At 52.5% G+C, this 25631-nt stretch carries 27 protein-coding genes and 1 other RNA gene; 20 read left to right on the top strand and 8 right to left on the bottom strand.

Annotation, left to right across the window (positions count from 1 at the left end; translation table 11 throughout):
- Nucleotides 1-106: 106 nt before the first annotated feature.
- Nucleotides 107-1000 carry a DNA-binding transcriptional regulator ArgP gene (gene argP / locus BGE37_RS00645; RefSeq protein ID WP_001360955.1) on the bottom strand — a complete coding sequence of 298 codons (894 nt, stop codon included), beginning with the start codon at nt 998-1000 and terminating at the stop codon, nt 107-109.
- Nucleotides 1001-1140: 140 nt separating this feature from the next.
- On the opposite strand from argP, the gene BGE37_RS00640 reads away from it, so the two are divergent.
- The 4 genes from BGE37_RS00640 (at nt 1141) to BGE37_RS25040 (ending at nt 3952) form a co-directional block, all read left to right on the top strand.
- A complete protein-coding gene (locus tag BGE37_RS00640; protein ID WP_088541714.1) occupies nt 1141-1326 on the top strand; it encodes a hypothetical protein in 186 nt (61 codons plus the stop codon).
- 178 nt (nt 1327-1504) lie between these two features.
- A complete protein-coding gene (gene rpiA / locus BGE37_RS00635; protein ID WP_000189743.1) occupies nt 1505-2164 on the top strand; it encodes a ribose-5-phosphate isomerase RpiA in 660 nt (219 codons plus the stop codon).
- A 255-nt stretch (nt 2165-2419) separates the two neighbouring features.
- A complete protein-coding gene (gene serA / locus BGE37_RS00630) occupies nt 2420-3652 on the top strand; it encodes a phosphoglycerate dehydrogenase (protein WP_001151604.1) in 1233 nt (410 codons plus the stop codon).
- A 240-nt stretch (nt 3653-3892) separates the two neighbouring features.
- Nucleotides 3893-3952, top strand: a complete 60-nt coding sequence (locus tag BGE37_RS25040) for a type I toxin-antitoxin system Ibs family toxin (RefSeq protein WP_106883864.1) — start codon at nt 3893-3895, stop codon at nt 3950-3952.
- A gap of 100 nt (nt 3953-4052) precedes the next feature.
- On the opposite strand, the gene BGE37_RS00625 is transcribed toward BGE37_RS25040, so the two are convergent.
- The 3 genes from BGE37_RS00625 to zapA form a co-directional block, all read right to left on the bottom strand.
- Nucleotides 4053-4655 (bottom strand): 5-formyltetrahydrofolate cyclo-ligase, encoded by a 603-nt coding sequence (locus tag BGE37_RS00625; RefSeq protein ID WP_001604817.1) that lies wholly within the window; start codon nt 4653-4655, stop codon nt 4053-4055.
- Between the two features lie 20 nt (nt 4656-4675).
- A non-coding RNA gene (gene ssrS, locus BGE37_RS00620) (6S RNA) lies at nt 4676-4859 on the bottom strand.
- Nucleotides 4860-4900: 41 nt separating this feature from the next.
- The gene (zapA, locus tag BGE37_RS00615) at nt 4901-5230 is read right to left on the bottom strand and encodes a cell division protein ZapA (protein WP_001276008.1); all 330 of its coding nucleotides are present in this window, start codon (nt 5228-5230) and stop codon (nt 4901-4903) included.
- A 167-nt stretch (nt 5231-5397) separates the two neighbouring features.
- On the opposite strand from zapA, the gene ygfB reads away from it, so the two are divergent.
- The 4 genes from ygfB to ubiI are packed head-to-tail and all read left to right on the top strand — an operon-like array spanning nt 5398 to nt 9727.
- Complete coding sequence (gene ygfB, locus BGE37_RS00605; RefSeq protein ID WP_001295378.1) at nt 5398-5976, top strand: UPF0149 family protein YgfB; 579 nt, start codon at nt 5398-5400, stop codon at nt 5974-5976.
- 25 nt (nt 5977-6001) lie between these two features.
- The gene (gene pepP, locus BGE37_RS00600) at nt 6002-7327 is read left to right on the top strand and encodes a Xaa-Pro aminopeptidase (RefSeq protein WP_105276715.1); all 1326 of its coding nucleotides are present in this window, start codon (nt 6002-6004) and stop codon (nt 7325-7327) included.
- Entirely contained in the window at nt 7324-8502 is a 1179-nt protein-coding gene (ubiH, locus tag BGE37_RS00595; RefSeq protein ID WP_105276714.1) for a 2-octaprenyl-6-methoxyphenyl hydroxylase, read from the top strand. The genes pepP and ubiH overlap by 4 nt, the downstream gene beginning before the upstream one ends.
- A gap of 22 nt (nt 8503-8524) precedes the next feature.
- Nucleotides 8525-9727, top strand: a complete 1203-nt coding sequence (gene ubiI, locus BGE37_RS00590) for an FAD-dependent 2-octaprenylphenol hydroxylase (protein WP_105287658.1) — start codon at nt 8525-8527, stop codon at nt 9725-9727.
- Between the two features lie 73 nt (nt 9728-9800).
- Here the strand turns inward: ubiI and BGE37_RS25035 are convergent, their stop codons facing one another.
- Complete coding sequence (locus tag BGE37_RS25035) at nt 9801-9884, bottom strand: hypothetical protein (RefSeq protein WP_122633141.1); 84 nt, start codon at nt 9882-9884, stop codon at nt 9801-9803.
- 289 nt (nt 9885-10173) lie between these two features.
- On the opposite strand from BGE37_RS25035, the gene gcvT reads away from it, so the two are divergent.
- The 4 genes from gcvT to BGE37_RS00570 all read left to right on the top strand — a co-directional run bounded on the left by gcvT (nt 10174) and on the right by BGE37_RS00570 (nt 15648).
- Nucleotides 10174-11268 (top strand): glycine cleavage system aminomethyltransferase GcvT, encoded by a 1095-nt coding sequence (gcvT, locus tag BGE37_RS00585; RefSeq protein ID WP_044713457.1) that lies wholly within the window; start codon nt 10174-10176, stop codon nt 11266-11268.
- Nucleotides 11269-11290: 22 nt separating this feature from the next.
- A complete protein-coding gene (gene gcvH / locus BGE37_RS00580) occupies nt 11291-11680 on the top strand; it encodes a glycine cleavage system protein GcvH (protein WP_001295377.1) in 390 nt (129 codons plus the stop codon).
- 117 nt (nt 11681-11797) lie between these two features.
- Nucleotides 11798-14671: an aminomethyl-transferring glycine dehydrogenase gene (gene gcvP, locus BGE37_RS00575; RefSeq protein ID WP_039021535.1), complete on the top strand. Its 2874-nt coding sequence runs from the start codon at nt 11798-11800 to the stop codon at nt 14669-14671.
- Between the two features lie 233 nt (nt 14672-14904).
- Entirely contained in the window at nt 14905-15648 is a 744-nt protein-coding gene (locus tag BGE37_RS00570; protein WP_000150658.1) for an SDR family oxidoreductase, read from the top strand.
- 56 nt (nt 15649-15704) lie between these two features.
- On the opposite strand, the gene bglA is transcribed toward BGE37_RS00570, so the two are convergent.
- Nucleotides 15705-17138 (bottom strand): 6-phospho-beta-glucosidase BglA, encoded by a 1434-nt coding sequence (gene bglA, locus BGE37_RS00565; protein WP_157944747.1) that lies wholly within the window; start codon nt 17136-17138, stop codon nt 15705-15707.
- A 44-nt stretch (nt 17139-17182) separates the two neighbouring features.
- Here bglA and yqfB point away from each other — a divergent pair, with 44 nt between their 5' ends.
- Both yqfB and trhA read left to right on the top strand, forming a co-directional pair.
- Entirely contained in the window at nt 17183-17494 is a 312-nt protein-coding gene (yqfB, locus tag BGE37_RS00560) for a N(4)-acetylcytidine aminohydrolase (RefSeq protein ID WP_001182952.1), read from the top strand.
- A gap of 163 nt (nt 17495-17657) precedes the next feature.
- Complete coding sequence (trhA, locus tag BGE37_RS00555; RefSeq protein WP_000250274.1) at nt 17658-18317, top strand: PAQR family membrane homeostasis protein TrhA; 660 nt, start codon at nt 17658-17660, stop codon at nt 18315-18317.
- 194 nt (nt 18318-18511) lie between these two features.
- On the opposite strand, the gene ygfZ is transcribed toward trhA, so the two are convergent.
- On the bottom strand, nt 18512-19492 hold the full coding sequence (gene ygfZ / locus BGE37_RS00550) for a tRNA-modifying protein YgfZ (RefSeq protein WP_032171975.1): 981 nt from the start codon (nt 19490-19492) through the stop codon (nt 18512-18514).
- A 251-nt stretch (nt 19493-19743) separates the two neighbouring features.
- Here ygfZ and sdhE point away from each other — a divergent pair, with 251 nt between their 5' ends.
- On the top strand, nt 19744-20010 hold the full coding sequence (gene sdhE, locus BGE37_RS00540) for an FAD assembly factor SdhE (protein ID WP_000354046.1): 267 nt from the start codon (nt 19744-19746) through the stop codon (nt 20008-20010).
- The gene (locus tag BGE37_RS00535) at nt 19991-20398 is read left to right on the top strand and encodes a protein YgfX (protein ID WP_000244774.1); all 408 of its coding nucleotides are present in this window, start codon (nt 19991-19993) and stop codon (nt 20396-20398) included. Before sdhE ends, BGE37_RS00535 begins: the two co-directional genes overlap by 20 nt.
- A 39-nt stretch (nt 20399-20437) precedes the next feature.
- On the opposite strand, the gene fldB is transcribed toward BGE37_RS00535, so the two are convergent.
- Nucleotides 20438-20959 carry a flavodoxin FldB gene (gene fldB, locus BGE37_RS00530; protein ID WP_001055865.1) on the bottom strand — a complete coding sequence of 174 codons (522 nt, stop codon included), beginning with the start codon at nt 20957-20959 and terminating at the stop codon, nt 20438-20440.
- A 111-nt stretch (nt 20960-21070) separates the two neighbouring features.
- Here fldB and xerD point away from each other — a divergent pair, with 111 nt between their 5' ends.
- The 4 genes from xerD to prfB all read left to right on the top strand — a co-directional run bounded on the left by xerD (nt 21071) and on the right by prfB (nt 25630).
- A complete protein-coding gene (gene xerD, locus BGE37_RS00525) occupies nt 21071-21967 on the top strand; it encodes a site-specific tyrosine recombinase XerD (protein ID WP_000806638.1) in 897 nt (298 codons plus the stop codon).
- Between the two features lie 24 nt (nt 21968-21991).
- Nucleotides 21992-22702, top strand: a complete 711-nt coding sequence (dsbC, locus tag BGE37_RS00520; protein ID WP_105276710.1) for a bifunctional protein-disulfide isomerase/oxidoreductase DsbC — start codon at nt 21992-21994, stop codon at nt 22700-22702.
- A 5-nt stretch (nt 22703-22707) separates the two neighbouring features.
- Nucleotides 22708-24441, top strand: a complete 1734-nt coding sequence (gene recJ, locus BGE37_RS00515) for a single-stranded-DNA-specific exonuclease RecJ (protein ID WP_105276709.1) — start codon at nt 22708-22710, stop codon at nt 24439-24441.
- Between the two features lie 90 nt (nt 24442-24531).
- A protein-coding gene (gene prfB / locus BGE37_RS00510; protein ID WP_001701073.1) for a peptide chain release factor 2 occupies nt 24532-25630 on the top strand; the annotation gives its coding sequence in 2 pieces (ribosomal slippage) (nt 24532-24606 and nt 24608-25630; 1098 coding nt in all).
- Nucleotide 25631 lies beyond the last annotated feature (1 nt).

The following is a 25631-nucleotide window of genomic DNA, read 5'->3' as shown; positions in this document are numbered from 1 at the left end:
TCGTTTTTTGCCGCCTGAGATTTGTCTATTTTGTGATGTGATTCAAGGAATACAAAAAGAACTGGAGGTGATGCCTGGTATGTATTACCAGGCATTATTTGATGGATTATTCCTGACGAAGAACTTTGTGACCATAATCGAGCAACGCATCAGTGACTTTACGCATCATGCGGCTTTCAGGAGCAAAGCGGTGCCAGTAGAGCATCCGGCGTTGAAATAGCCCTGGCGTTAAGTCAATCAGTTCGCCGCTGGCCAGTTCTTTCTCGATTTGCAGATGTGGGATCATACAGCAGGTGGTCCCCTGACGAGCAAGTTGCACGAACGCTTCTGAAGAATTAACGATATGGCAGGGTACGCTGCCTGGAGGCAGATCAAAGTTTTGCTGCAAAAAGGCCTGGTGCATATCATCAAGATGGTCAAACGCGACCACTGGCGCTTTCAGTAATGCCGAACGCGTTACGCCGTTAGGGAAATATTTTTCGGCAAACGGTTTTGAGCTGACGAACAGATAGTCAAGCGCACCGAGCTTATCGACAAGACAACTCGGCAGCGCCTGATGTTGAATACTCACCGCGCCGACCACTTCGCCGCGGCGCAGACGTTCCTGAGTGCGGGTTTCATCTTCTACCTGCAAGTTGAGGCGGATAGGCGAATCAGCTAACACAGGAGCCAGCGCCGGAAGCAACCACGTCGCCAGACTGTCAGCGTTGACCGCCAGTGAAAGCAGCAGCGGAGTTGAACCGGTTTGTTCATCGCCCAGCCACTCTTCTTCCAGTAACTCCACCTGGCGTAGCAGTGCCAGCAGTTTTTGCCCTTGTTCCGTCGGGCGCGGCGGTACGGTACGCACCAACAGCGGCTGCCCGAACATATTTTCCAGTTGCTTAATGCGCTGTGAGACGGCTGATTGTGTAATGCACAGCTTTTGTGCCGCGCGCTCAAATCCTCGTTCACGTATCACCGCATCCAGTGCCTGTAATGTTCTGTAGTCCGGGCGTTTCATTGCTGTTGTCTGCTCCTGGTAAATGCTTTTTCCTGCACTATGACACAATTTTGCGTCAGGTTGCATATACCGAAGCCGTCGGCGGGTACATTTGTATCAGTGGTTAAACACGCAGCTTAAAAGATCAGGGATTTGCGCTATTGCATTTCGCTCAGCGAGTTCGCGCCCTGGTTATGTTGAATGGCGTGGCGTTATTGCCTCTGTTCGCACCGTGGAGCGGCATACCCAGACCGTTGTATGCTTTATTTGCCGGGCGAAAGGGGATGCCCGCCATTGCGCGATATTTTATGGATGAGTTAACCACGCGGCTTGCCAACGGGGTCTGAATCGCTTTTTTTGTATATACTCGTCATACTTCAAGTTGCATGTGCTGCGTCTGCGTTCGCTCACCCCAGTCACTTACTTCTGTAAGCTCCTGGGGATTCACTCTCTTGTCGCCTTCCTGCAACTCGAATTATTTAGAGTATAATGCGTGTGAAATTTCATACCACAGGCGAAACGATCATGACGCAGGATGAATTGAAAAAAGCAGTAGGATGGGCGGCACTTCAGTATGTTCAGCCCGGCACCATTGTTGGTGTAGGTACAGGTTCCACCGCCGCACACTTTATTGATGCGCTCGGCACGATGAAAGGCCAGATTGAAGGGGCTGTTTCCAGTTCAGATGCTTCCACAGAAAAACTGAAAAGCCTGGGCATTCACGTTTTTGATCTCAACGAAGTCGACAGCCTTGGCATCTACGTCGACGGTGCAGATGAAATCAACGGCCACATGCAGATGATCAAAGGCGGCGGCGCGGCGCTGACCCGTGAAAAAATCATTGCTTCGGTTGCGGAAAAATTTATCTGTATTGCAGACGCTTCTAAGCAGGTTGATATTCTGGGCAAATTCCCGCTGCCAGTAGAAGTTATCCCGATGGCACGTAGTGCAGTGGCGCGCCAGCTGGTGAAACTGGGCGGTCGTCCGGAATACCGCCAGGGCGTGGTGACCGATAACGGCAACGTGATCCTCGACGTCCACGGCATGGAAATCCTTGACCCGATAGCGATGGAAAACGCCATAAATGCGATTCCAGGCGTGGTGACTGTTGGTCTGTTTGCTAACCGTGGCGCGGACGTTGCGCTGATTGGCACACCTGACGGTGTCAAAACCATTGTGAAATGATCTGACGGGGGAACCTCCCCCGTTAAAAAAATTCTCTTCATTAAATTTGGTGACATGTGTCACGTTTTTACCTGGCTATTGTCGATTGCTCTAAATAAATCCTCTGAACCAGCATATTCATCCAAGAAATACCTTTGCGTGATATTTCCTCAACATCGCGACGCAAACGTTCATATTGCCGCAATATTATTTTTTGATATGTTGAAAGGCGGATGCAAATCCGCACACAACATTTCAAAAGACAGGATTGGGTAAATGGCAAAGGTATCGCTGGAGAAAGACAAGATTAAGTTTCTGCTGGTAGAAGGCGTGCACCAAAAGGCGCTTGAAAGCCTTCGTGCAGCGGGTTACACCAACATCGAATTTCACAAAGGCGCGCTGGATGATGAACAATTAAAAGAATCCATCCGCGATGCCCACTTCATCGGCCTGCGATCCCGTACCCATCTGACTGAAGACGTGATCAACGCCGCAGAAAAACTGGTCGCTATTGGCTGTTTCTGTATCGGAACAAACCAGGTTGATCTGGATGCAGCTGCAAAACGCGGGATCCCGGTATTTAACGCACCGTTCTCCAATACGCGCTCTGTTGCGGAGTTGGTAATTGGCGAACTTCTCCTGCTATTGCGCGGCGTACCGGAAGCCAACGCTAAAGCACACCGTGGTGTCTGGAACAAGCTGGCAGCTGGCTCTTTTGAAGCGCGCGGCAAAAAGCTGGGTATCATCGGCTATGGTCATATTGGTACACAGTTGGGCATTCTGGCTGAATCGCTGGGAATGTATGTTTACTTTTATGATATTGAAAACAAACTACCGCTGGGCAACGCCACTCAGGTACAGCATCTTTCTGATCTGCTGAATATGAGCGATGTGGTGAGTTTGCATGTGCCAGAGAATCCGTCTACCAAAAATATGATGGGCGCGAAAGAGATTTCACTAATGAAGCCCGGCTCGTTGCTGATTAATGCCTCGCGCGGAACGGTGGTGGATATTCCGGCGCTGTGTGACGCGCTGGCGAGCAAACACCTGGCAGGTGCGGCAATCGATGTCTTCCCGACGGAACCGGCGACCAACAGCGATCCATTTACCTCTCCGCTGTGTGAATTCGACAACGTCCTTCTGACGCCACATATTGGCGGTTCGACTCAGGAAGCGCAGGAGAATATCGGCCTGGAAGTTGCGGGTAAATTGATCAAGTATTCTGACAATGGCTCAACGCTCTCTGCAGTGAACTTCCCGGAAGTCTCGCTGCCACTGCATGGTGGGCGTCGTCTGATGCACATCCACGAAAACCGTCCGGGCGTGCTGACTGCGCTGAACAAAATCTTTGCCGAGCAGGGCGTTAACATCGCTGCACAGTATCTGCAAACCTCAGCGCAGATGGGTTATGTGGTTATTGATATTGAAGCTGACGAAGACGTTGCCGAAAAAGCGCTGCAGGCAATGAAAGCTATTCCGGGCACCATTCGCGCCCGTCTGCTGTACTAATTCCCCTTCTCTGAAAATTAACGGGCAGGTCACTGACTTGCCCGTTTTTTTATCCCTTTTCCCGCGCATGTCACTGCCATTTGTAGTGCGCTGCAATTGCCTTTGCGAGTCTGCTCGAAGAAATAAATCAAAGCCAGATCAATGCGTTGTGCTTATTTAAAGAGAGTTTACGATGGCAGGGCAGCATGGGGCTGTAACGGTAAAGCCCTCACCGAAGCGAGGGCTTGAAGGAGAAGGGTTATGATGCGACTTGCCATCATACTGATTGTACTGTTACTCATAAGTTTGCCAGCTTATTAACAGTCAGTCACAGGGGAGGAGTCATCCTCCCTTACCCTTACTCACTAAATTAGGTTAAAGAATCAACGATGTCAATCAGGGCGATGCAGGTGTGTCGCCCTTACCACTCCCAGACTTTCGACGGTGTAACCACCGCAGGAAGTGGGATATCCCACTCTTCAACGGGGAGTTTTTCCACCAACTGACAATCATGCGCATAACCCACCGGTTGCATTTGATAGCGCTGCCAGTTCTGTAAGGTCCGATCATAAAAACCACCGCCCATTCCCAGGCGCTGACCGTACTCATCAAAGGCGACCAGCGGTGTGATCAACACGTCTAATCGGGAAAGGGGTAGCACGTCACGCACATCCAGTTTTGGCTCATGGATCTTCAACCTGTTCATCACCAGTTCGCTTTGCGGATGGTAATTCAGGAACAGCAAATTACCGGCACTAAAGGGATGCAAAACTGGAAGATATACGCGCTTACCGGCGCGCCAGAGTTGTTCTATGAGTGGCTGGGTGTCGAGTTCGCCATCAAAAGAGAGGAATACAGCGACCGTATGTGCCATCACCACCGGGGGATACGTCATCATCCGGGTAGCGGCTTGTTGACCCATTTCCTGCTGTTGTTCCGGCGTTAACGCACGACGACGTTGCCGAATCATTTTGCGGATTTCTTGTCGGGATAATGTCAGTGGGAGTTCTGGTAGTTGCGTCATGGCTGGTGCCAGATAAGAAGGGAATCTCCGAGATGCCGCCGCAGGCTGTAACCCTTGAACCCTTGGTTCAAGGTGAATGTGTCGTCGCAGTTTTAAGGCTTCTCGGACGGACCGAGCATGCTCACCAACCGCGGAGCGCCACATTCTTGTGGTATGAAATATCGGCTCAGGGGACTGGCCCGCTTGCGAACATCTCAGAGAAATTTTGTCTTCACGGTTACTCTACCACAGTAAACCGAAAAGTGTCATTCAAAGTTTTGGTTAGTTTTTTCGGTGATGCGACCTTGTTCAAGTAACGCTTGTTCTATGGTCTGCTGCAGCATCCGAATACGCTGTTCCATACTTGCCGCGTAGTCACGAGTCTTCGCTTTTTCTTGCGCTAACTCATAGCTGATATTCAATGCGGCAATGAAGACCAACTGTTCAGTATTTGTGACTCTAGTGCGTTCTTTCAGATCTTGCAACCGTTGGTTCAGATCGTCCGCTGCCTGATTCAACGCATCCCTTTGGTCAGGCGGGCAGTTCACACGCAGTGAACGGCCAAAAATTTGGATATCGACGGGTTGTGCAGACATGCCACCTTCCTGCTGATTGACTGCGCTGCCTTCGTCTTTAGACCCATGGTCTGCGAAGGGGCGACACTATAGCTACCCTGATGAGAAGAGACAAGCCCTTTTCTGGTCCACCAGGGCCCAAAGTGGTAGCATATCATGAATATTCCTCCCTTTGACGACGAATGCTTATGTCTATACAGAACGAAATGCCTGGTTACAACGAAATGAACCAGTATCTGAACCAACAAGGGACGGGTCTGACCCCTGCTGAGATGCATGGTTTAATCAGTGGGATGATATGTGGTGGTAACGATGACAGCTCATGGCTGCCGCTGCTTCACGACCTGACGAACGAAGGCATGGCTTTCGGTCATGAGCTGGCACAGGCATTGCGCAAAATGCACTCTGCTACCAGCGATGCCCTGCAGGATGACGGCTTCCTTTTTCAGCTTTATCTGCCTGATGGCGATGATGTCAGCGTTTTCGATCGGGCTGATGCGCTGGCAGGTTGGGTTAATCACTTCCTGCTTGGTCTTGGCGTTACGCAACCGAAGCTGGACAAAGTGACCGGCGAAACCGGTGAAGCCATCGACGATCTGCGTAACATCGCGCAGCTGGGCTACGACGAAGACGAAGATCAGGAAGAGCTGGAAATGTCGCTTGAAGAGATCATCGAGTACGTCCGTGTTGCCGCGCTGTTATGCCACGACACCTTTACTCATCCGCAACCGACCGCGCCAGAAGTACAAAAACCGACTCTACACTAAAAACAAAAAACGTAAGGAGAGTGTTATGAGTGAGATATCCCGGCAAGAGTTTCAGCGTCGCCGTCAGGCCCTGGTGGAGCAAATGCAACCCGGCAGCGCCGCGCTGATTTTTGCTGCACCAGAAGTAACACGTAGCGCCGACAGCGAATACCCCTATCGTCAGAACAGTGACTTCTGGTACTTCACCGGCTTTAACGAACCGGAAGCGGTGCTGGTGCTGATTAAAAGTGATGACACTCATAACCACAGCGTTCTGTTTAACCGCGTACGCGACCTGACGGCAGAGATCTGGTTTGGTCGCCGCTTAGGTCAGGATGCTGCACCGGATAAACTGGGCGTTGATCGCGCACTGGCGTTCAGCGAAATCAATCAGCAACTTTATCAACTACTTAATGGTCTGGATGTGGTGTACCACGCCCAGGGCGAATATGCATATGCTGATGAAATCGTGAACAGCGCGCTTGAAAAACTGCGTAAAGGTTCGCGACAGAATCTCACCGCCCCGGCAACGATGATCGACTGGCGTCCCATTGTTCATGAAATGCGCCTGTTCAAATCACCAGAAGAGATTGCCGTACTTCGCCGCGCGGGGGAAATCACCGCCCTGGCGCATACCCGGGCGATGGAAAAATGCCGTCCGGGAATGTTCGAGTACCACCTGGAAGGCGAAATTCACCACGAATTTAACCGCCACGGTGCGCGCTATCCTTCCTATAACACCATTGTCGGCAGCGGTGAAAACGGCTGCATTCTGCACTACACCGAAAACGAGAGTGAACTGCGCGACGGTGACCTGGTGTTGATTGACGCGGGTTGTGAATACAAAGGTTACGCGGGCGATATTACCCGCACCTTCCCGGTCAACGGCAAATTCACCCAGGCCCAGCGTGAAATCTACGACATTGTGCTGGAGTCTCTTGAAACCAGCCTGCGGCTGTATCGTCCGGGAACTTCCATTCAGGAAGTCACTGGTGAAGTGGTGCGCATCATGGTTAGCGGCCTGGTAAAACTCGGCATCCTGAAAGGTGATGTTGATGAACTGATCGCTCAGAACGCCCATCGTCCTTTCTTTATGCATGGCCTTAGCCACTGGTTAGGTCTGGATGTCCATGATGTTGGTATTTATGGTCAGGATCGCTCGCGCATTCTGGAACCGGGCATGGTACTGACCGTAGAGCCGGGGCTGTATATTGCGCCGGATGCAGAAGTGCCAGAACAATATCGCGGTATCGGCATTCGTATTGAAGACGACATTGTGATTACCGAAACCGGTAACGAAAACCTCACCGCCAGCGTGGTGAAAAAGCCGGAAGAAATCGAAGCGTTGATGGCAGCTGCGAGAAAGCAATGAGCGTAATCATCGTCGGTGGCGGCATGGCGGGCGCGACGCTGGCGCTGGCTATTTCCCGGTTAAGTCACGGGGCGCTGCCGGTACATTTGATTGAAGCGACCGCGCCAGAGTCACATGCTCATCCGGGCTTTGATGGACGAGCTATTGCGCTGGCGGCGGGTACTTGTCAGCAACTGGCGCGCATCGGCGTCTGGCAATCTCTGGCTGATTGCGCAACCGCCATCACCAGCGTGCATGTCAGCGATCGTGGTCATGCCGGATTCGTCACCCTCGCCGCAGAAGATTACCAACTGGCGGCGCTGGGGCAGGTTGTCGAATTGCATAATGTCGGGCAACGGCTGTTTGCATTACTGCGCAAAGCACCTGGCGTAACGCTGCATTGCCCTGATCGCGTGGCTAACGTTGCCCGTGCTCAGAGTCACGTTGAAGTGACGCTGGAGAGTGGCGAGACGCTGACGGGCTGCGTGCTGGTAGCCGCTGATGGCACCCATTCCGCGTTAGCCACCGCGTGCGGTGTTGACTGGCAGCAGGAGCCTTACGAACAACTGGCCGTGATTGCGAACGTTGCGACTTCCGTTGCGCACGAAGGCCGGGCGTTTGAGCGTTTCACACAATATGGCCCGTTGGCGATGTTGCCGATGTCTGACGGACGCTGTTCGCTGGTCTGGTGTCATCCACTGGAACGGCGCGAAGAGGTGCTGTCGTGGAGCGACGAGACGTTTTGCCGTGAACTCCAGTCGGCCTTTGGTTGGCGACTTGGGAAAATTACCCACGCTGGTAAACGCAGTGCTTACCCGCTGGCGTTAACCCGCGCCGCCAGACCTATTACCCATCGTACCGTGCTGGTGGGCAATGCGGCGCAAACTCTGCACCCGATTGCCGGGCAAGGGTTCAACCTCGGTATGCGGGATGTGATGAGCCTTGCGGAAACGCTGACTCAGGCTCAGGCACGTGAAGATGACATCGGTGATTACGGCGTATTGTGCCGTTATCAGCAGCGTCGGCAGAGCGATCGAGAAGCAACCATCGGCGTCACGGACAGCCTTGTACATCTTTTTGCCAACCGTTGGACGCCGCTGGTTGTCGGGCGCAACATCGGGCTGATGGCAATGGAATTATTCACTCCGGCACGCGATGTGCTGGCGCAGCGCACCCTCGGTTGGGTGGCGCGTTGAAGGCGGTTTTAAGGAATAAACAATGCAAAGTGTTGATGTAGCCATTGTTGGCGGCGGCATGGTGGGGCTGGCGGTTGCCTGCGGCTTACAGGGGAGCGGCTTACGCGTTGCCGTACTGGAGCAGCGCGTACCGGAACCCCTGGCGGCGGATGCACCACCACAACTGCGCGTTTCGGCTATCAATGCCGCCAGCGAAAAATTACTCACCCGTCTTGGCGTCTGGCAGGAGATTCTCTCCCGCAGAGCCAGTTGCTATCACGGCATGGATGTGTGGGACAAAGACAGTTTTGGTCACATTTCGTTTGACGATCAAAGCATGGGCTATAGCCATCTTGGGCATATCGTTGAAAATTCAGTCATTCACTACGCGCTGTGGAACAAAGCACAGCAGTCCTCAGATATCAGCCTGTTAGCCCCTGCAGAATTACAGCAGGTCGCCTGGGGAGAGAACGAAACCTTCCTGACGCTGAAAGACGGCAGCATGTTAACGGCGCGTCTGGTAATTGGCGCAGACGGCGCTAATTCCTGGTTGCGCAACAAAGCCGATATTCCGCTGACTTTCTGGGATTATCAGCATCACGCGCTGGTGGCGACCATTCGCACGGAAGAACCGCATGATGCGGTGGCGCGACAGGTTTTCCATGGCGAAGGCATTCTGGCCTTTTTGCCGCTTAGCGATCCGCATCTTTGCTCAATTGTCTGGTCACTGTCCCCAGAGGAAGCACAGCGGATGCATCAGGCAGGCGAAGACGAATTTAACCGCGAGTTAAATATCGCTTTTGATAATCGCCTGGGCTTATGCAAGGTTGAGAGTGAACGTCTGGTGTTCCCGCTGACTGGGCGTTATGCGCGCCAGTTTGCCGCGCACCGTCTGGCGCTGGTGGGCGACGCCGCGCATACCATTCACCCGTTGGCGGGGCAGGGGGTGAATCTCGGCTTTATGGATGCTGCAGAGCTGATTGCTGAACTGAAACGGTTGCATCGTCAGGGTAAAGACATCGGGCAGTACATTTACCTGCGTCGCTATGAGCGTAGCCGCAAGCACAGTGCGGCGCTGATGCTGGCAGGTATGCAGGGATTCCGCGATCTGTTTTCCGGGGCTAATCCGGCGAAAAAACTGCTGCGTGATATTGGCCTGAAACTGGCCGATACGCTTCCTGGCGTTAAACCACAACTTATCCGTCAGGCAATGGGATTAAACGATTTGCCTGAATGGCTGCGCTAAAAATTTCTCTTCTGCTGTTTATTTGATACCCATCACACTTTCATCTCCCGGTTTTTTCGCCGGGAGATTTTCCTCATTTGAAATAAACTAATTTCACCTCCGTTTTCGCATTATATTTTCTAATGTCACGAATTTTTGATTTAGTGTTTTTTGACATTTTTTCAGTTCTTAATGTTGTCTTATTCAAATTAACTTTCTCATCTAATTATCTTTGTATAGAGAATGGTCGTTTTTTGGTTTTTTATTCTGTTGCAATTTTGACGTTTTTTAACCATAAGCTAATGTGATGTTTAATTTTACCTTATGGTTAACAGTCTGTTTCGGTGGTAAGTTCAGGGAAAAGAGAACGATTGCGTTGGGGACCGGGAGTGGCTCCGATGCTGGGTTTCGTGGTGATAATTTCACCATGAAAAAGTTGTCAGCCCCGCTTATTCAATGAGGACAAGATGGCACAACAGACTCCTTTGTACGAACAACACACGCTTTGCGGCGCTCGCATGGTGGATTTCCACGGCTGGATGATGCCGCTGCATTACGGTTCGCAAATCGACGAACATCATGCGGTACGTACCGATGCCGGAATGTTTGATGTGTCACATATGACCATCGTCGATCTTCGCGGCAGTCGCACCCGGGAGTTTCTGCGTTATCTGCTGGCTAACGATGTGGCGAAGCTCACCAAAAGCGGCAAAGCCCTTTACTCGGGGATGTTGAATGCCTCTGGCGGTGTGATAGATGACCTTATCGTCTACTACTTTACTGAAGATTTCTTCCGCCTCGTTGTTAACTCCGCCACCCGCGAAAAAGACCTCTCCTGGATTACCCAACACGCTGAACCTTTCGGCATCGAAATTACCGTTCGTGATGACCTCTCCATGATTGCCGTACAAGGGCCGAATGCGCAGGCAAAAGCTGCCACACTGTTTAATGATGCTCAGCGTCAGGCGGTGGAAGGGATGAAACCCTTCTTTGGCGTGCAGGCGGGCGATCTGTTTATTGCCACCACCGGTTATACCGGTGAAGTGGGCTACGAAATTGCGCTGCCCAATGAAAAAGCGGCGGATTTCTGGCGTGCGCTGGTGGAAGCGGGCGTTAAGCCCTGCGGTCTGGGCGCTCGTGACACACTGCGTCTGGAAGCGGGTATGAATCTGTATAGCCAGGAGATGGACGAAACTATTTCTCCTTTAGCCGCCAACATGGGCTGGACCATCGCCTGGGAACCGACTGATCGTGACTTTATCGGTCGTGAAGCTCTGGAAGCGCAGCGTGAACATGGCACAGAAAAACTGGTTGGTCTGGTGATGACCGAAAAAGGCGTGCTGCGTAATGAACTGCCGGTACGTTTTACCGATGCGCAGGGCAATCAGCATGAAGGCATTATCACCAGCGGTACTTTCTCCCCGACGTTGGGTTACAGCATTGCGCTGGCACGCGTGCCGGAAGGTATTGGCGAAACGGCGATTGTGCAAATTCGCAACCGTGAAATGCCGGTAAAAGTGACGAAACCTGTTTTTGTGCGTAACGGCAAAGCCGTCGCGTGATTTACTTTTTGGAGATTAATTGATGAGCAACGTACCAGCAGAACTGAAATACAGCAAAGAACACGAATGGCTGCGTAAAGAAGCCGACGGCACTTACACTGTTGGCATCACTGAGCACGCTCAGGAGCTGTTAGGCGATATGGTGTTTGTTGACCTGCCGGAAGTGGGCGCAACAGTTAGCGCGGGCGATGACTGCGCGGTTGCCGAATCGGTAAAAGCGGCGTCAGACATTTATGCGCCAGTAAGCGGTGAAATCGTGGCGGTAAACGACGCACTCAGCGATTCCCCGGAACTGGTGAACAGCGAACCGTATGCAGGCGGCTGGATCTTTAAAATCAAAGCCAGCGATGAAAGCGAACTGGAATCACTGCTGGATGCGACCGCATACGAAGCATTGTTAGAAGACGAGTAACGGCTTTATTCCTCTTCTGCGGGAGAGGATCGGGGTGAGGATATTTACGCCTCACCCTCACTCTCTTCGCAAGGAGAGAGGTTCACAATTCACTGCACGTTTCAGGAACCATCGCTCATGACACAGACGTTAAGCCAGCTTGAAAACAGCGGCGCTTTTATTGAACGCCATATCGGACCGGACGCCGCGCAACAGCAAGAAATGCTGAATGCCGTTGGCGCACAATCGTTAAACGCGCTGACCGGCCAGATTGTGCCGAAAGATATTCAGCTTGCGACCCCGCCGCAGGTTGGCGCACCGGCGACCGAATACGCCGCGCTGGCGGAACTCAAGGCTATTGCCAGTCGCAATAAACGCTTCACGTCTTACATCGGCATGGGTTACACCGCCGTGCAGTTACCGCCGGTTATCCTGCGTAACATGCTGGAAAATCCGGGCTGGTATACCGCGTATACTCCGTATCAACCTGAAGTCTCCCAGGGCCGCCTTGAAGCACTGCTCAACTTCCAGCAGGTAACGCTGGATTTGACTGGCCTGGATATGGCTTCGGCTTCTCTTCTTGACGAAGCCACCGCTGCCGCCGAAGCAATGGCGATGGCGAAACGCGTCAGCAAACTGAAAAATGCCAACCGCTTCTTTGTTGCTTCTGACGTGCATCCGCAAACGCTGGATGTGGTACGTACTCGTGCCGAAACCTTTGGTTTTGAAGTGATTGTCGATGACGCGCAAAAAGTGCTGGATCACCAGGACGTCTTCGGCGTGCTGTTACAGCAGGTCGGCACTACCGGTGAAATTCACGACTACACCGCGCTTATCAGCGAACTGAAATCACGCAAAATTGTGGTCAGCGTTGCCGCCGATATTATGGCGCTGGTGCTGTTAACTGCGCCGGGTAAACAGGGCGCGGATATTGTCTTTGGTTCGGCGCAACGCTTTGGCGTACCGATGGGCTACGGTGGCCCGCACGCGGCATTCTTTGCGGCGAAAGATGAATACAAACGCTCAATGCCGGGCCGTATTATTGGTGTATCGAAAGATGCTGCGGGCAATACCGCGCTGCGCATGGCGATGCAGACTCGCGAGCAACATATTCGCCGTGAGAAAGCGAACTCCAACATTTGTACTTCCCAGGTACTGCTGGCAAACATCGCCAGCCTGTATGCCGTTTATCACGGTCCGGTTGGCCTGAAACGTATCGCTAACCGCATCCACCGTCTTACTGATATCCTGGCTGCAGGTCTGCAACAAAAAGGTCAGAAGCTGCGCCATGCGCACTATTTCGATACTTTGTGTTTGGAAGTGGCCGACAAAGCGGGCGTGCTGGCGCGTGCCGAAGCGGCTGAAATCAACCTGCGTAGCGATATTCTGAATGCGGTGGGGATCACCCTTGATGAAACCACCACGCGCGAAAACGTGATGCAGCTTTTCAGCGTACTGCTGGGCGATAATCACGGACTGGACATCGACACGCTGGACAAAGACGTGGCTCACGACAGCCGTTCTATTCAGCCTGCAATGCTGCGCGATGACGAAATGCTCACCCATCCGGTGTTTAATCGCTACCACAGCGAAACCGAAATGATGCGCTATATGCACTCGCTGGAGCGTAAAGATCTGGCGCTGAATCAGGCGATGATCCCGCTGGGTTCCTGCACCATGAAACTGAACGCCGCCGCCGAGATGATCCCAATCACCTGGCCGGAATTTGCCGAACTGCACCCGTTCTGCCCGCCGGAACAGGCCGAAGGTTATCAGCAGATGATCGCGCAACTGGCTGACTGGCTGGTGAAACTGACCGGTTACGACGCCGTCTGTATGCAGCCGAACTCTGGCGCTCAGGGCGAATACGCGGGGCTGCTGGCGATTCGTCATTATCATGAAAGCCGCAACGAAGGACATCGCGATATCTGCCTGATCCCGGCTTCTGCGCATGGCACTAACCCGGCTTCCGCGCATATGGCAGGAATGCAGGTGGTGGTTGTGGCGTGTGATAAAAACGGCAACATCGATCTGACTGACCTGCGCGCGAAAGCGGAGCAGGCGGGCGATAATCTCTCCTGCATTATGGTGACCTATCCTTCCACCCACGGCGTGTACGAAGAAACGATCCGTGAAGTGTGTGAAATCGTGCATCAGTTCGGCGGTCAGGTTTACCTTGATGGCGCGAACATGAACGCCCAGGTTGGCATCACTTCGCCGGGCTTTATTGGCGCGGACGTTTCGCACCTTAACCTGCATAAAACTTTCTGCATTCCGCACGGCGGTGGTGGTCCGGGTATGGGACCGATCGGCGTGAAAGCGCATTTGGCACCGTTTGTTCCGGGTCATAGCGTGGTGCAAATCGAAGGCATGTTAACCCGTCAGGGCGCGGTTTCTGCGGCACCGTTCGGTAGCGCTTCTATTCTGCCAATTAGCTGGATGTACATCCGCATGATGGGCGCAGAAGGGCTGAAAAAAGCAAGCCAGGTGGCAATCCTCAACGCCAACTATATTGCCAGCCGCCTGCAGGATGCCTTCCCGGTGCTGTATACCGGTCGCGATGGTCGCGTGGCGCACGAATGTATTCTCGATATTCGCCCGTTGAAAGAAGAAACCGGCATCAGCGAGCTGGATATTGCCAAGCGTCTGATCGACTATGGTTTCCACGCGCCGACCATGTCGTTCCCGGTGGCGGGGACGCTGATGGTAGAACCGACTGAATCTGAAAGCAAAGTGGAACTGGATCGCTTTATCGACGCGATGCTGGCTATCCGCGCAGAAATTGACCAGGTGAAAGCCGGTGTCTGGCCGCTGGAAGATAACCCGCTGGTGAATGCTCCGCACATTCAGAGCGAACTGGTCGCCGAGTGGGCGCATCCGTACAGCCGTGAAGTTGCAGTATTCCCGGCAGGCGTGGCAGATAAATACTGGCCGACAGTGAAACGTCTGGATGATGTTTACGGGGACCGTAACCTGTTCTGCTCCTGCGTACCGATTAGCGAATACCAGTAATTTACTGATTCGACTATCTTCTAAAGGCGCTTCGGCGCCTTTGACACTGATGTCAAACTCAACATTGCCTGATGCACCTCGTTTATCAGGCCTACATAGTCTGTGCAATGTATTGAATTTGCACGATCTTGTAGGCTGGATAAGGCGTTCACGCCGCATCCGGCATAATAAAAGCACTTTGTCATCAATAATTTGAAAGGCGCTTCGGCGCCTTTATTTTTTTAGGAAAACAAATGACTATAGCACTTGTGACCGGTGGCAGTCGCGGCATCGGGCGGGCAACTGCATTACTGTTGGCGCAAGAAGGGTATACGGTGGCGGTTAATTATCAGCAAAACCTCCACGCGGCGCAGGAAGTGGTGAAGTTAATCACGCAAGCCGGTGGCAAGGCATTCGTGCTTCAGGCGGATATCAGCGACGAAAATCAGGTCATCGCAATGTTTACAGCAATCGATCAGCACGATGAACCGCTAGCCGCGCTGGTCAATAACGCCGGGATCTTGTTTACCCAGTGCACCGTAGAAAACCTTACCGCAGAGCGAATCAACCGGGTACTTTCCACCAATGTGACGGGATATTTTCTCTGCTGCCGCGAGGCGGTAAAGCGCATGGCGCTTAAGAACGGCGGTAATGGCGGTGCTATCGTCAATGTCTCGTCAGTGGCTTCACGGCTGGGATCGCCGGGAGAATACGTTGACTATGCGGCATCGAAAGGGGCGATTGATACGTTAACCACAGGGCTGTCACTGGAAGTCGCCGCGCAGGGGATCCGCGTTAACGGCGTGCGGCCAGGGTTTATTTATACCGAAATGCACGCCAGCGGTGGCGAACCTGGACGCGTTGATCGCGTTAAGTCGAACATCCCCATGCAGCGTGGCGGACAGGCGGAAGAGGTCGCGCAGGCCATCGTCTGGCTGTTAAGTGATAAAGCCTCTTATGTCACGGGAAGTTTTATCGATTTGGCGGGTGGAAAATAAAACAGGAAAGTTATCTGACCGGATGCAACGAGTATTGCATCCGGTACTTCATCGACTTAAAACTTCTCGCCGTTGCTGGCAATCACCTCTTTGTACCAGTCAAAGCTCTTCTTACGTGAACGCGACATATCGCCAGTACCGTCGTCATGTTTATTCACATAGATAAAGCCGTAGCGTTTGCTGTACTGCCCGGTGGTGAACGACACGCAGTCGATGCAACCCCACGGCGTGTAGCCCATCAGATCCACGCCATCGTAAGTCACCGCCTTTTTCATCTCTTCAATATGAGCTCGCAGGTAATCAATGCGGTAGTCGTCGTTGATGCTGCCATCTTCTTCCACTTTGTCGTAAGCGCCAAAACCGTTTTCGACAATAAACAGCGGCTTCTGGTAACGCTCATACAGTTCGCAAAGTGCGTAACGCAGACCCACCGGATCAATCTGCCAGCCCCAGTCCGAAGCCTTAACAAATGGGTTCGGTACGCTGCCTTCAAAACCAGAGATCGCATCGCCGGTGCCGCCTTCGGCCTTCACTGCGTTGGTCATGTAATAGCTGAAACCAAGATAATCGCACGTGCCTTCACGCAGTACATCGAGATCGCCGTCTTCCATTTTGATGTTAAATCCGCGACGCTCCCACTCGTTCAACACATACGACGGGTAATAGCCGCGTAGCTGCACATCGGTAAAGACGTAGCGTTCGCGCATCGACTCCTGAGCGAACATCACATCGTCCGGGTTACAGGAGTAAGGATAGAGCGGCACCATCGCCAGCATACAGCCGACTTTCATCTCCGGGTTAATGCGACGCGCGGCTTTCACTGCCAGGGCGCTGGCGACAAACTGGTGATGCAGCACCTGATACATCGTCTCTTCCGGGTTTTCATGTTCGGTATACACCACGCCAGAGCAGCAGTAACCGAACAGCGGTGCACGCCAGTTACGCTGGTTGTTAATTTCGTTGAAGGTCATCCAGTATTTGACTTTATGCTTATAGCGTTCAAATACCACTTCCGCGAAACGTACAAAGAAATCAACCACTTTACGGTTAGTCCAGCTACCGTATTGCTGCACCAGATGCAGCGGCATTTCAAAGTGGGAGAGGGTGATCACCGGTTCGATGTTGTATTTCAGCAGTTCATCGAACATATCATCGTAGAACTTCAGCCCTTCTTCGTTTGGCTGAGTTTCATCACCTTTTGGGAAAATGCGCGTCCAGGCGATGGAAGTGCGAAAACATTTGAAGCCCATTTCGGCAAATAGCTTGATGTCTTCCTTGTAGTGACCATAAAAATCAACGGCTTCATGGTTTGGATAGTATTTTCCTGGCAAGACTTCTTTGGTGATTTCGCGCGGCACGCCGTGTGCGCCACCGGTCAGAACGTCACAAATGCTCGGCCCTTTGCCGCCTTTGTTCCAGCCGCCTTCGACCTGATGAGCGGCAACTGCGCCGCCCCATAAGAAATCTTTCGGTAAGGTGAGTTTTTTCACTATCATAGGCTCCAGATGAGTCAATTCTTACAGGAAATAGTACCATGCAGCCAAACGACATCACTTTTTTTCAACGTTTCCAGGATGACATTCTGGCTGGTCGTAAAACCATCACCATCCGCGACGAGTCTGAATCGCACTTCAAAACGGGTGATGTGCTTCGTGTCGGGCGTTTTGAAGATGACGGTTATTTTTGCACGATTGAAGTCACCGCAACCTCAACCGTAACGCTGGATACACTGACGGAAAAACATGCAGAGCAGGAAAATATGACCCTGACTGATCTGAAAAAGGTCATTGCCGATATCTATCCCGGCCAGACACAGTTTTATGTGATTGAATTTAAATGCCTTTAAATTGAACTCACGCCTGTTAGTTGAAATTTCGCATTTAATTTCATGATTTTTCGGAGATTAGTCTCAAATCAGAATTTATTTTAGCTAACAGGTGTTCACTGGAACTATTCTCAGTTACGCTGGAGAGGTATACATGTGCGTGTACGTTTCTCCGGAGTAAGTTATGGTTCAGAAGCCCCTCATTAAGCAGGGATATTCGCTGGCAGAGGAAATTGCCAACAGCGTCAGTCACGGCATTGGGTTGGTGTTTGGTATCGTTGGGCTGGTGTTGCTACTGGTTCAGGCGGTGGATCTCAATGCCAGCGCCACAGCGATAACCAGTTACAGCCTCTATGGCGGCAGTATGATCCTGCTGTTCCTCGCTTCGACGCTGTATCACGCCATTCCTCATCAACGGGCAAAAATGTGGCTGAAGAAATTTGACCACTGCGCTATTTATCTGTTGATTGCCGGAACCTATACGCCTTTTTTGCTGGTGGGGTTGGATTCTCCGTTAGCGCGCGGGTTGATGATTGTTATCTGGAGCCTGGCATTGCTGGGTATTCTGTTTAAACTGACCATCGCGCACCGATTCAAAATTTTATCTCTGGTGACCTATCTGGCGATGGGCTGGCTGTCGCTGGTGGTAATTTATGAAATGGCAGTTAAGCTCGCGGCGGGCAGTGTTACCTTACTGGCGGTAGGCGGAGTGGTTTATTCGCTCGGGGTGATTTTCTATGTCTGCAAACGCATTCCGTACAATCATGCCATCTGGCACGGCTTTGTGCTCGGCGGCAGCGTGTGCCACTTTCTGGCGATCTATTTGTATATTGGGCAGGCGTAATGGGTGTGCCTTTGTAGGCCTGATAAGACGCGTCAGCGTCGCATCAGGCATCGGATCGCAACTGCCGGATGCGGCGTGAACGCCTTATCCGGCCTACGGGCCGCGTCCTTGGTGTGATAAAGGCACCAAATCCCAGGCATGATAAGACGCGTCAGCGTCGCATCAGGCAATAGTCGCCGGAGCGATACAGAGATTTACTCTTCGAGCGAATACGGCAGCGGCTCGATATGCAATGTATTCGCATCGTCACGTACGCGGAAGATGCTGTCCGGTTCCATATCGTTATTCATGACGACCTGTACCACGACCTGACCATCTTCCAGTTTTACCGCAGCCAGCACCGTACCGGTACGACGCCAGTTCTCGCCCATTTTCAGCTCTAAATCTTCACCCGCTTCCGGCAGTCGGCTGGCGCTACCTGCCAGCAGCCAGAGGGCACGTTTGTTGGCACCGCGGAATTTAGCTCGTGCCACCATCTCTTGTCCGGTATAACAGCCTTTTTTAAAGCTGATGCCGCCCAGCGCCTGGAGGTTGGTCGCCTGTGGGATAAACTGCCCGCTGTTGGCGGCATCAATCACCGGAAAACCCGCTTCAATGTTTAATGCCAGCCACTGTTGGCTATTGTTCAGTTCTGCTTCACCGCGCAGTTTATCGGTCAGCGTATTGGCGGTAGCTTCATCGGTTACGATCAGGAAACGTTCTGCTGGGTGTTCAAACCATAGCAGGGTAGTCGCACCTTCTCTGATAACCTGCTTTTCCTTCGAAGGTAATTCACTAAAGAGGTTAGCCAGCGCAGCGCGTGCCTGAAAACCGGCAACACCAAGCAGCACACGTTCATCGTCTGGCGCGATGGTCACTTTAGAGAACACCGCATATTTTTTCAGTTCAGTCAGTTGTGACTCGCGCACGCTGCGCCGTTCAATCCACGCAAAGCCATCGCCGTCGCGGAACAGACGTAAATTGCTCCACATTTTGCCTTTGGCGTCGCAATGGGCGGCGAGCAGGTGCTGATCTTCTGTCATCTGGCTGACATCTGCTGTCACCTGACCCTGCATATATTTTTCGCTGTCCGCGCCAGTAATGGTGGCAAGCGCCCAGTCATCAAGCGTCATCAGCGTCAGCGGTAAACGGGCAGAAGCCGTAGGCTGACGGGGAGGAAAAGGTGTAAAAGCCATAATGGAGTCCTGTTTTACAAACGGCGTATTTATGACTAATGGTAAAAGAGCTATGAGGCAATGCAAGTGCTTTCACTACGCGATCTGTGCCTTCTGATATGCTTTGCGAGGCGACTACCAAAAAAATGAAGCCCTTGAAATATTGTGGGTTAATTTCGCGATCGCGATTGTGTTTACTGATATTCCCGCAAAAGAAGTCGAAAAACACGTTACAATAGCCTGGTACTGGATTTTCGTGAGACAGGAAGAAGATGGACATTAATAACAAAGCCCGCATTCACTGGGCATGCCGCCGTGGTATGCGCGAACTCGATATTTCAATCATGCCGTTTTTCGAACATGAGTACGACAGCTTAAGTGATGACGAAAAACGCATCTTTATTCGTCTGCTGGAATGTGACGATCCCGATCTGTTCAACTGGCTGATGAATCATGGTAAACCGGCCGATGCAGAACTGGAAATGATGGTCCGACTCATCCAGACACGGAACCGGGAACGTGGTCCTGTGGCAATCTGATCTGCGCGTCTCCTGGCGCGCGCAGTGGCTTTCCTTGCTGATTCATGGGCTGGTTGCCGCTGTTATTTTACTCATGCCCTGGCCGTTAAGTTACACCCCGTTATGGATGGTGTTACTTTCGCTGGTGGTGTTTGATTGCGTTCGCAGCCAGCGACGCATTAATGCCCGCCAGGGGGAAATTCGCCTGTTGATGGACGGGCGTTTGCGTTGGCAAGGGCAGGAGTGGTGCATCGTCAAAGCGCCGTGGATGATTAAAAGCGGCATGATGTTGCGTTTACGTTCTGATAGCGGTAAACGTCAGCACTTGTGGCTGGCAGCCGACAGCATGGACGAAGCCGAATGGCGGGATTTACGGCGGATTTTGTTGCAACAAGAGACGCAAAGATAAAGATGACGGCAAAGGCTGTGTGCTAAGCCGTCAGTGACATCAGGCGTAATGCTCTGCCATTTCGTTGAGGATTTGCTCGCACCAGCTCTGAATACGCTCGTCGCTAAGGTCATACTGGTTAGTTTCGTCCAGTGCCAGACCCACGAACAGTTGCCCGTCAGCAATCACCGGTTTCGGGCTGGTAAACTCATATCCTTCCGTTGGCCAGTAGCCGACGAACTTCACGCCTTTGGTCGAGAGTTTGTCATGCAGCATGCCGAGCGCATCGAGGAACCACTCGCCGTACCCCAGTTGATCGCCAAGCCCATACAGCGCAACAATTTTACCTTCGAGATTCAGGTCGTCGAGCTGATCCCAGATGGCTTCCCAGTCTTCCTGGATTTCGCCAAAATCCCAGGTCGGGATACCCAGAATGAGCACATCGTACTGCTCCATTAATTTCGGGGAGTCGTCCTTGAGGTTATGTAAGGTCACCAGTTCTGGGCCGATAATATCGCGGATTTTTTCTGCCGCCATTTCGGTGTAACAGGTGCTGGAACCGTAAAAAAGACCCATATTCATAACGTAAGCTTCTCGATTCTGCTGTGGCTTTTGCGGCTAGTGTATCAGAATCGCTTTAGTCACGGCACAATAAGGCATAATGGATCAAATGAGTGACCATAAGGGGCGCAAGTGAAACAGGATCTGGCACGCATCGAGCAGTTTCTTGATGCTCTGTGGCTGGAAAAAAATCTGGCTGAAAATACGTTGAACGCATACCGTCGCGATCTGTCAATGATGGTGGAGTGGTTGCATCACCGCGGGTTGACGCTGGCGACGGCGCAAAGTGACGATTTGCAGGCATTACTGGCAGAACGGCTGGAGGGTGGGTATAAAGCCACCAGCTCAGCGCGTTTGCTGAGTGCAGTGCGCCGATTGTTCCAGTATCTTTATCGCGAAAAGTTTCGTGAAGACGATCCCAGCGCGCATCTCGCTTCGCCGAAATTGCCCCAGCGTTTGCCAAAAGATTTAAGCGAAGCGCAGGTCGAACGATTATTACAGGCACCATTAATTGATCAGCCACTGGAGCTGCGCGATAAAGCCATGCTTGAAGTGTTGTATGCTACCGGGCTGCGAGTCTCTGAACTGGTCGGGCTGACAATGAGTGATATCAGCCTGCGTCAGGGCGTAGTGCGGGTCATTGGTAAAGGCAACAAAGAACGCCTTGTGCCGTTAGGTGAAGAGGCGGTTTACTGGCTGGAAACTTATCTGGAACACGGGCGACCGTGGTTGCTAAACGGTGTGTCAATTGACGTGTTGTTTCCCAGTCAGCGCGCGCAGCAGATGACGAGACAAACCTTCTGGCACCGCATTAAACATTATGCTGTGCTGGCGGGTATCGACAGCGAAAAGCTGTCACCGCATGTGTTGCGTCACGCTTTTGCCACTCATTTATTAAATCATGGTGCGGATTTACGCGTGGTGCAGATGCTACTGGGCCACAGCGATCTCTCCACCACGCAAATTTATACGCATGTCGCTACCGAGCGACTGCGGCAACTTCATCAACAGCATCACCCGCGGGCGTGATGTCTGAAAAGAACGGGAAGATTTATGAAGAAAGGTTTTATGTTATTTACGTTGTTGGCGGCGTTTTCAGGCTTTGCTCAGGCGGATGACGCGGTAATTCAACAGACGTTAGCCAAAATGGGCATCAAAAGCAGCGATATTCAGCCTGCACCCGTGGCTGGCATGAAGACAGTTCTGACTAACAGCGGTGTGTTGTACATCACCGATGACGGTAAACATATCATTCAGGGGCCAATGTATGACGTTAGCGGAACGGCTCCGGTCAATGTCACCAATAAGATGCTGTTAAAGCAACTGAACGCGCTTGAAAACGAGATGATCGTTTATAAAGCGCCGCAGGAAAAACACGTCATTACCGTGTTTACTGATATTACCTGTGGTTACTGCCACAAACTGCATGAGCAAATGGCAGACTACAACGCGCTGGGGATCACCGTGCGTTATCTTGCTTTCCCTCGCCAGGGGCTGGAGAGCCAGGCTGAGCAACAAATGAAAGCCATCTGGTGTGCGAAAGATAAAAAGAAAGCGTTTGATGATGTGATGGCGGGTAAAGCTGCCACTCCGGCAAGTTGCGATATCGATATTGCCGATCATTACGCACTTGGCGTCCAGCTTGGCGTTAGTGGCACTCCGGCAATTGTGCTGAGCAATGGCACACTTGTTCCGGGTTACCAGCCGCCGAAAGAGATGAAAGAATTCCTCGACGAACACCAAAAAATGACCAGCGGTAAATAATTCGCGTGAAACAACAGATACAACTTCGTCGCCGTGAAGTCGATGAAACGGCAGACTTGCCCGCTGAATTGCCTCCCTTGCTGCGCCGTTTATATGCCAGCCGGGGAGTACGCAGTGCGCAAGAACTGGAACGCAGTGTTAAAGGTATGCTGCCCTGGCAGCAACTGAGCGGCGTCGAAAAGGCCGTTGAGATCCTTTACAACGCTTTTCGCGAAGGAACGCGGATTATGGTGGTCGGTGACTTCGACGCCGACGGTGCCACCAGCACGGCTCTAAGCGTGCTGGCGATGCGCTCGCTTGGTTGCAGCAATATCGACTACCTGGTACCAAACCGTTTCGAAGACGGTTACGGCTTAAGCCCGGAAGTGGTCGATCAGGCCCATGCCCGTGGCGCGCAGTTAATTGTCACGGTGGATAACGGCATTTCCTCCCATACGGGGGTTGAACATGCTCGATCGTTGGGCATTCCGGTTATTGTTACCGATCACCATTTGCCGGGCGAAACATTACCCGCGGCGAAAGCGATCATTAACCCTAACTTGCGCGACTGCAATTTCCCGTCGAAATCACTGGCAGGCGTGGGGGTGGCGTTTTATCTGATGCTGGCGCTGCGCACCTTTTTGCGCGATCAGGGCTGGTTTGATGAGCGCGGCATCGCAATTCCTAACCTGGCAGAACTGCTGGATCTGGTCGCGTTGGGGACAGTGGCGGACGTCGTGCCGCTGGATGCTAATAATCGCATTCTGACCTGGCAGGGGATGAGTCGCATCCGTGCCGGAAAGTGCCGTCCAGGGATTAAAGCGTTGCTGGAAGTGGCCAACCGCGATGCGCAAAAACTCGCCGCCAGCGATTTAGGTTTTGCGCTGGGGCCACGTCTCAATGCAGCCGGGAGACTGGATGATATGTCCGTTGGTGTGGCGCTGTTGCTGTGCGACAATATCGGCGAAGCGCGAGTACTGGCAAATGAACTCGATGCGCTAAACCAGACGCGAAAAGAGATCGAACAGGGAATGCAGGTTGAAGCCCTGACCCTGTGCGAGAAACTGGAGCGCAGCCGCGACACGCTACCCGGCGGGCTGGCAATGTATCACCCGGAATGGCATCAGGGCGTTGTCGGTATTCTGGCTTCGCGTATTAAAGAGCGTTTTCACCGTCCGGTTATCGCTTTTGCGCCTGCGGGTGACGGTACGCTGAAAGGTTCCGGTCGCTCCATTCAGGGGCTGCATATGCGTGATGCGCTGGAGCGGCTAGACACACTCTACCCCGGCATGATGCTGAAGTTTGGCGGTCATGCGATGGCGGCAGGCCTGTCGCTGGAAGAGGATAAATTCGAACTCTTTCAGCAACGGTTTGGCGAACTGGTTACTGAGTGGCTGGACCCTTCGCTATTGCAAGGCGAAGTGGTGTCAGACGGTCCGCTAAGCCCAGCCGAAATGACCATGGAAGTGGCGCAGCTGCTGCGCGATGCTGGCCCGTGGGGGCAGATGTTCCCGGAGCCGCTGTTTGACGGTCATTTCCGTCTGCTGCAACAGCGGCTGGTGGGCGAGCGTCATTTGAAAGTCATGGTCGAACCGGTCGGCGGCGGTCCGCTGCTGGACGGTATTGCTTTTAATGTCGATACCGCCCTCTGGCCGGATAACGGCGTGCGCGAAGTGCAACTGGCTTACAAGCTGGATATCAACGAGTTTCGCGGCAACCGCAGCCTGCAAATTATCATCGACAATATCTGGCCAATTTAGCGTCATATTATCTATAAAAAAGAGCGTGGATTGGGTACAATCCCGCTCTTATCACCGCATTTTGACTAGCTCAATAAAAGAAATCAGACCATGTTTGAAATTAATCCGGTAAATAATCGCATTCAGGACCTCACGGAACGCTCCGACGTTCTTAGGGGGTATCTTTGACTATGACGCCAAGAAAGAGCGTCTGGAAGAAGTAAACGCCGAGCTGGAACAGCCGGATGTCTGGAACGAACCCGAACGCGCACAGGCGCTGGGTAAAGAGCGTTCCTCCCTCGAAGCCGTTGTCGACACCCTCGACCAAATGAAACAGGGGCTGGAAGATGTTTCTGGTCTGCTGGAGCTGGCTGTAGAAGCTGACGACGAAGAAACCTTTAACGAAGCCGTTGCTGAACTCGACGCCCTGGAAGAAAAACTGGCGCAGCTTGAGTTCCGTCGTATGTTCTCTGGCGAATATGATAGCGCCGACTGCTACCTCGATATTCAGGCAGGTTCTGGCGGTACGGAAGCACAGGACTGGGCGAGCATGCTTGAGCGTATGTATCTGCGCTGGGCTGAATCGCGTGGTTTCAAAACTGAAATTATCGAAGAGTCGGAAGGTGAAGTGGCGGGTATTAAATCCGTGACTATCAAAATCTCCGGCGATTACGCTTACGGCTGGCTGCGTACAGAAACTGGCGTTCACCGCCTGGTGCGTAAGAGCCCGTTTGACTCCGGCGGTCGTCGCCACACGTCGTTCAGCTCCGCGTTTGTTTACCCGGAAGTCGATGATGATATCGATATCGAAATCAATCCGGCGGATCTGCGCATCGACGTTTATCGCGCATCCGGCGCGGGTGGTCAGCACGTTAACCGTACCGAATCTGCGGTGCGTATTACTCACATCCCAACCGGGATCGTGACCCAGTGCCAGAACGACCGTTCCCAGCACAAGAATAAAGACCAGGCCATGAAGCAGATGAAAGCGAAGCTTTATGAACTGGAGATGCAGAAGAAAAATGCCGAGAAACAGGCGATGGAAGATAACAAATCCGACATCGGCTGGGGCAGCCAGATTCGTTCTTATGTCCTTGATGACTCCCGCATTAAAGATCTGCGCACCGGGGTAGAAACCCGCAACACGCAGGCCGTGCTGGACGGCAGCCTGGATCAATTTATCGAAGCAAGTTTGAAAGCAGGGTTATGAG

This window comes from Escherichia sp. MOD1-EC6300 (assembly GCF_002965045.1).
GTDB classification, from domain to species: domain Bacteria; phylum Pseudomonadota; class Gammaproteobacteria; order Enterobacterales; family Enterobacteriaceae; genus Escherichia; species Escherichia coli_F.
This window is presented reverse-complemented; position numbering and strand designations above follow the sequence as displayed.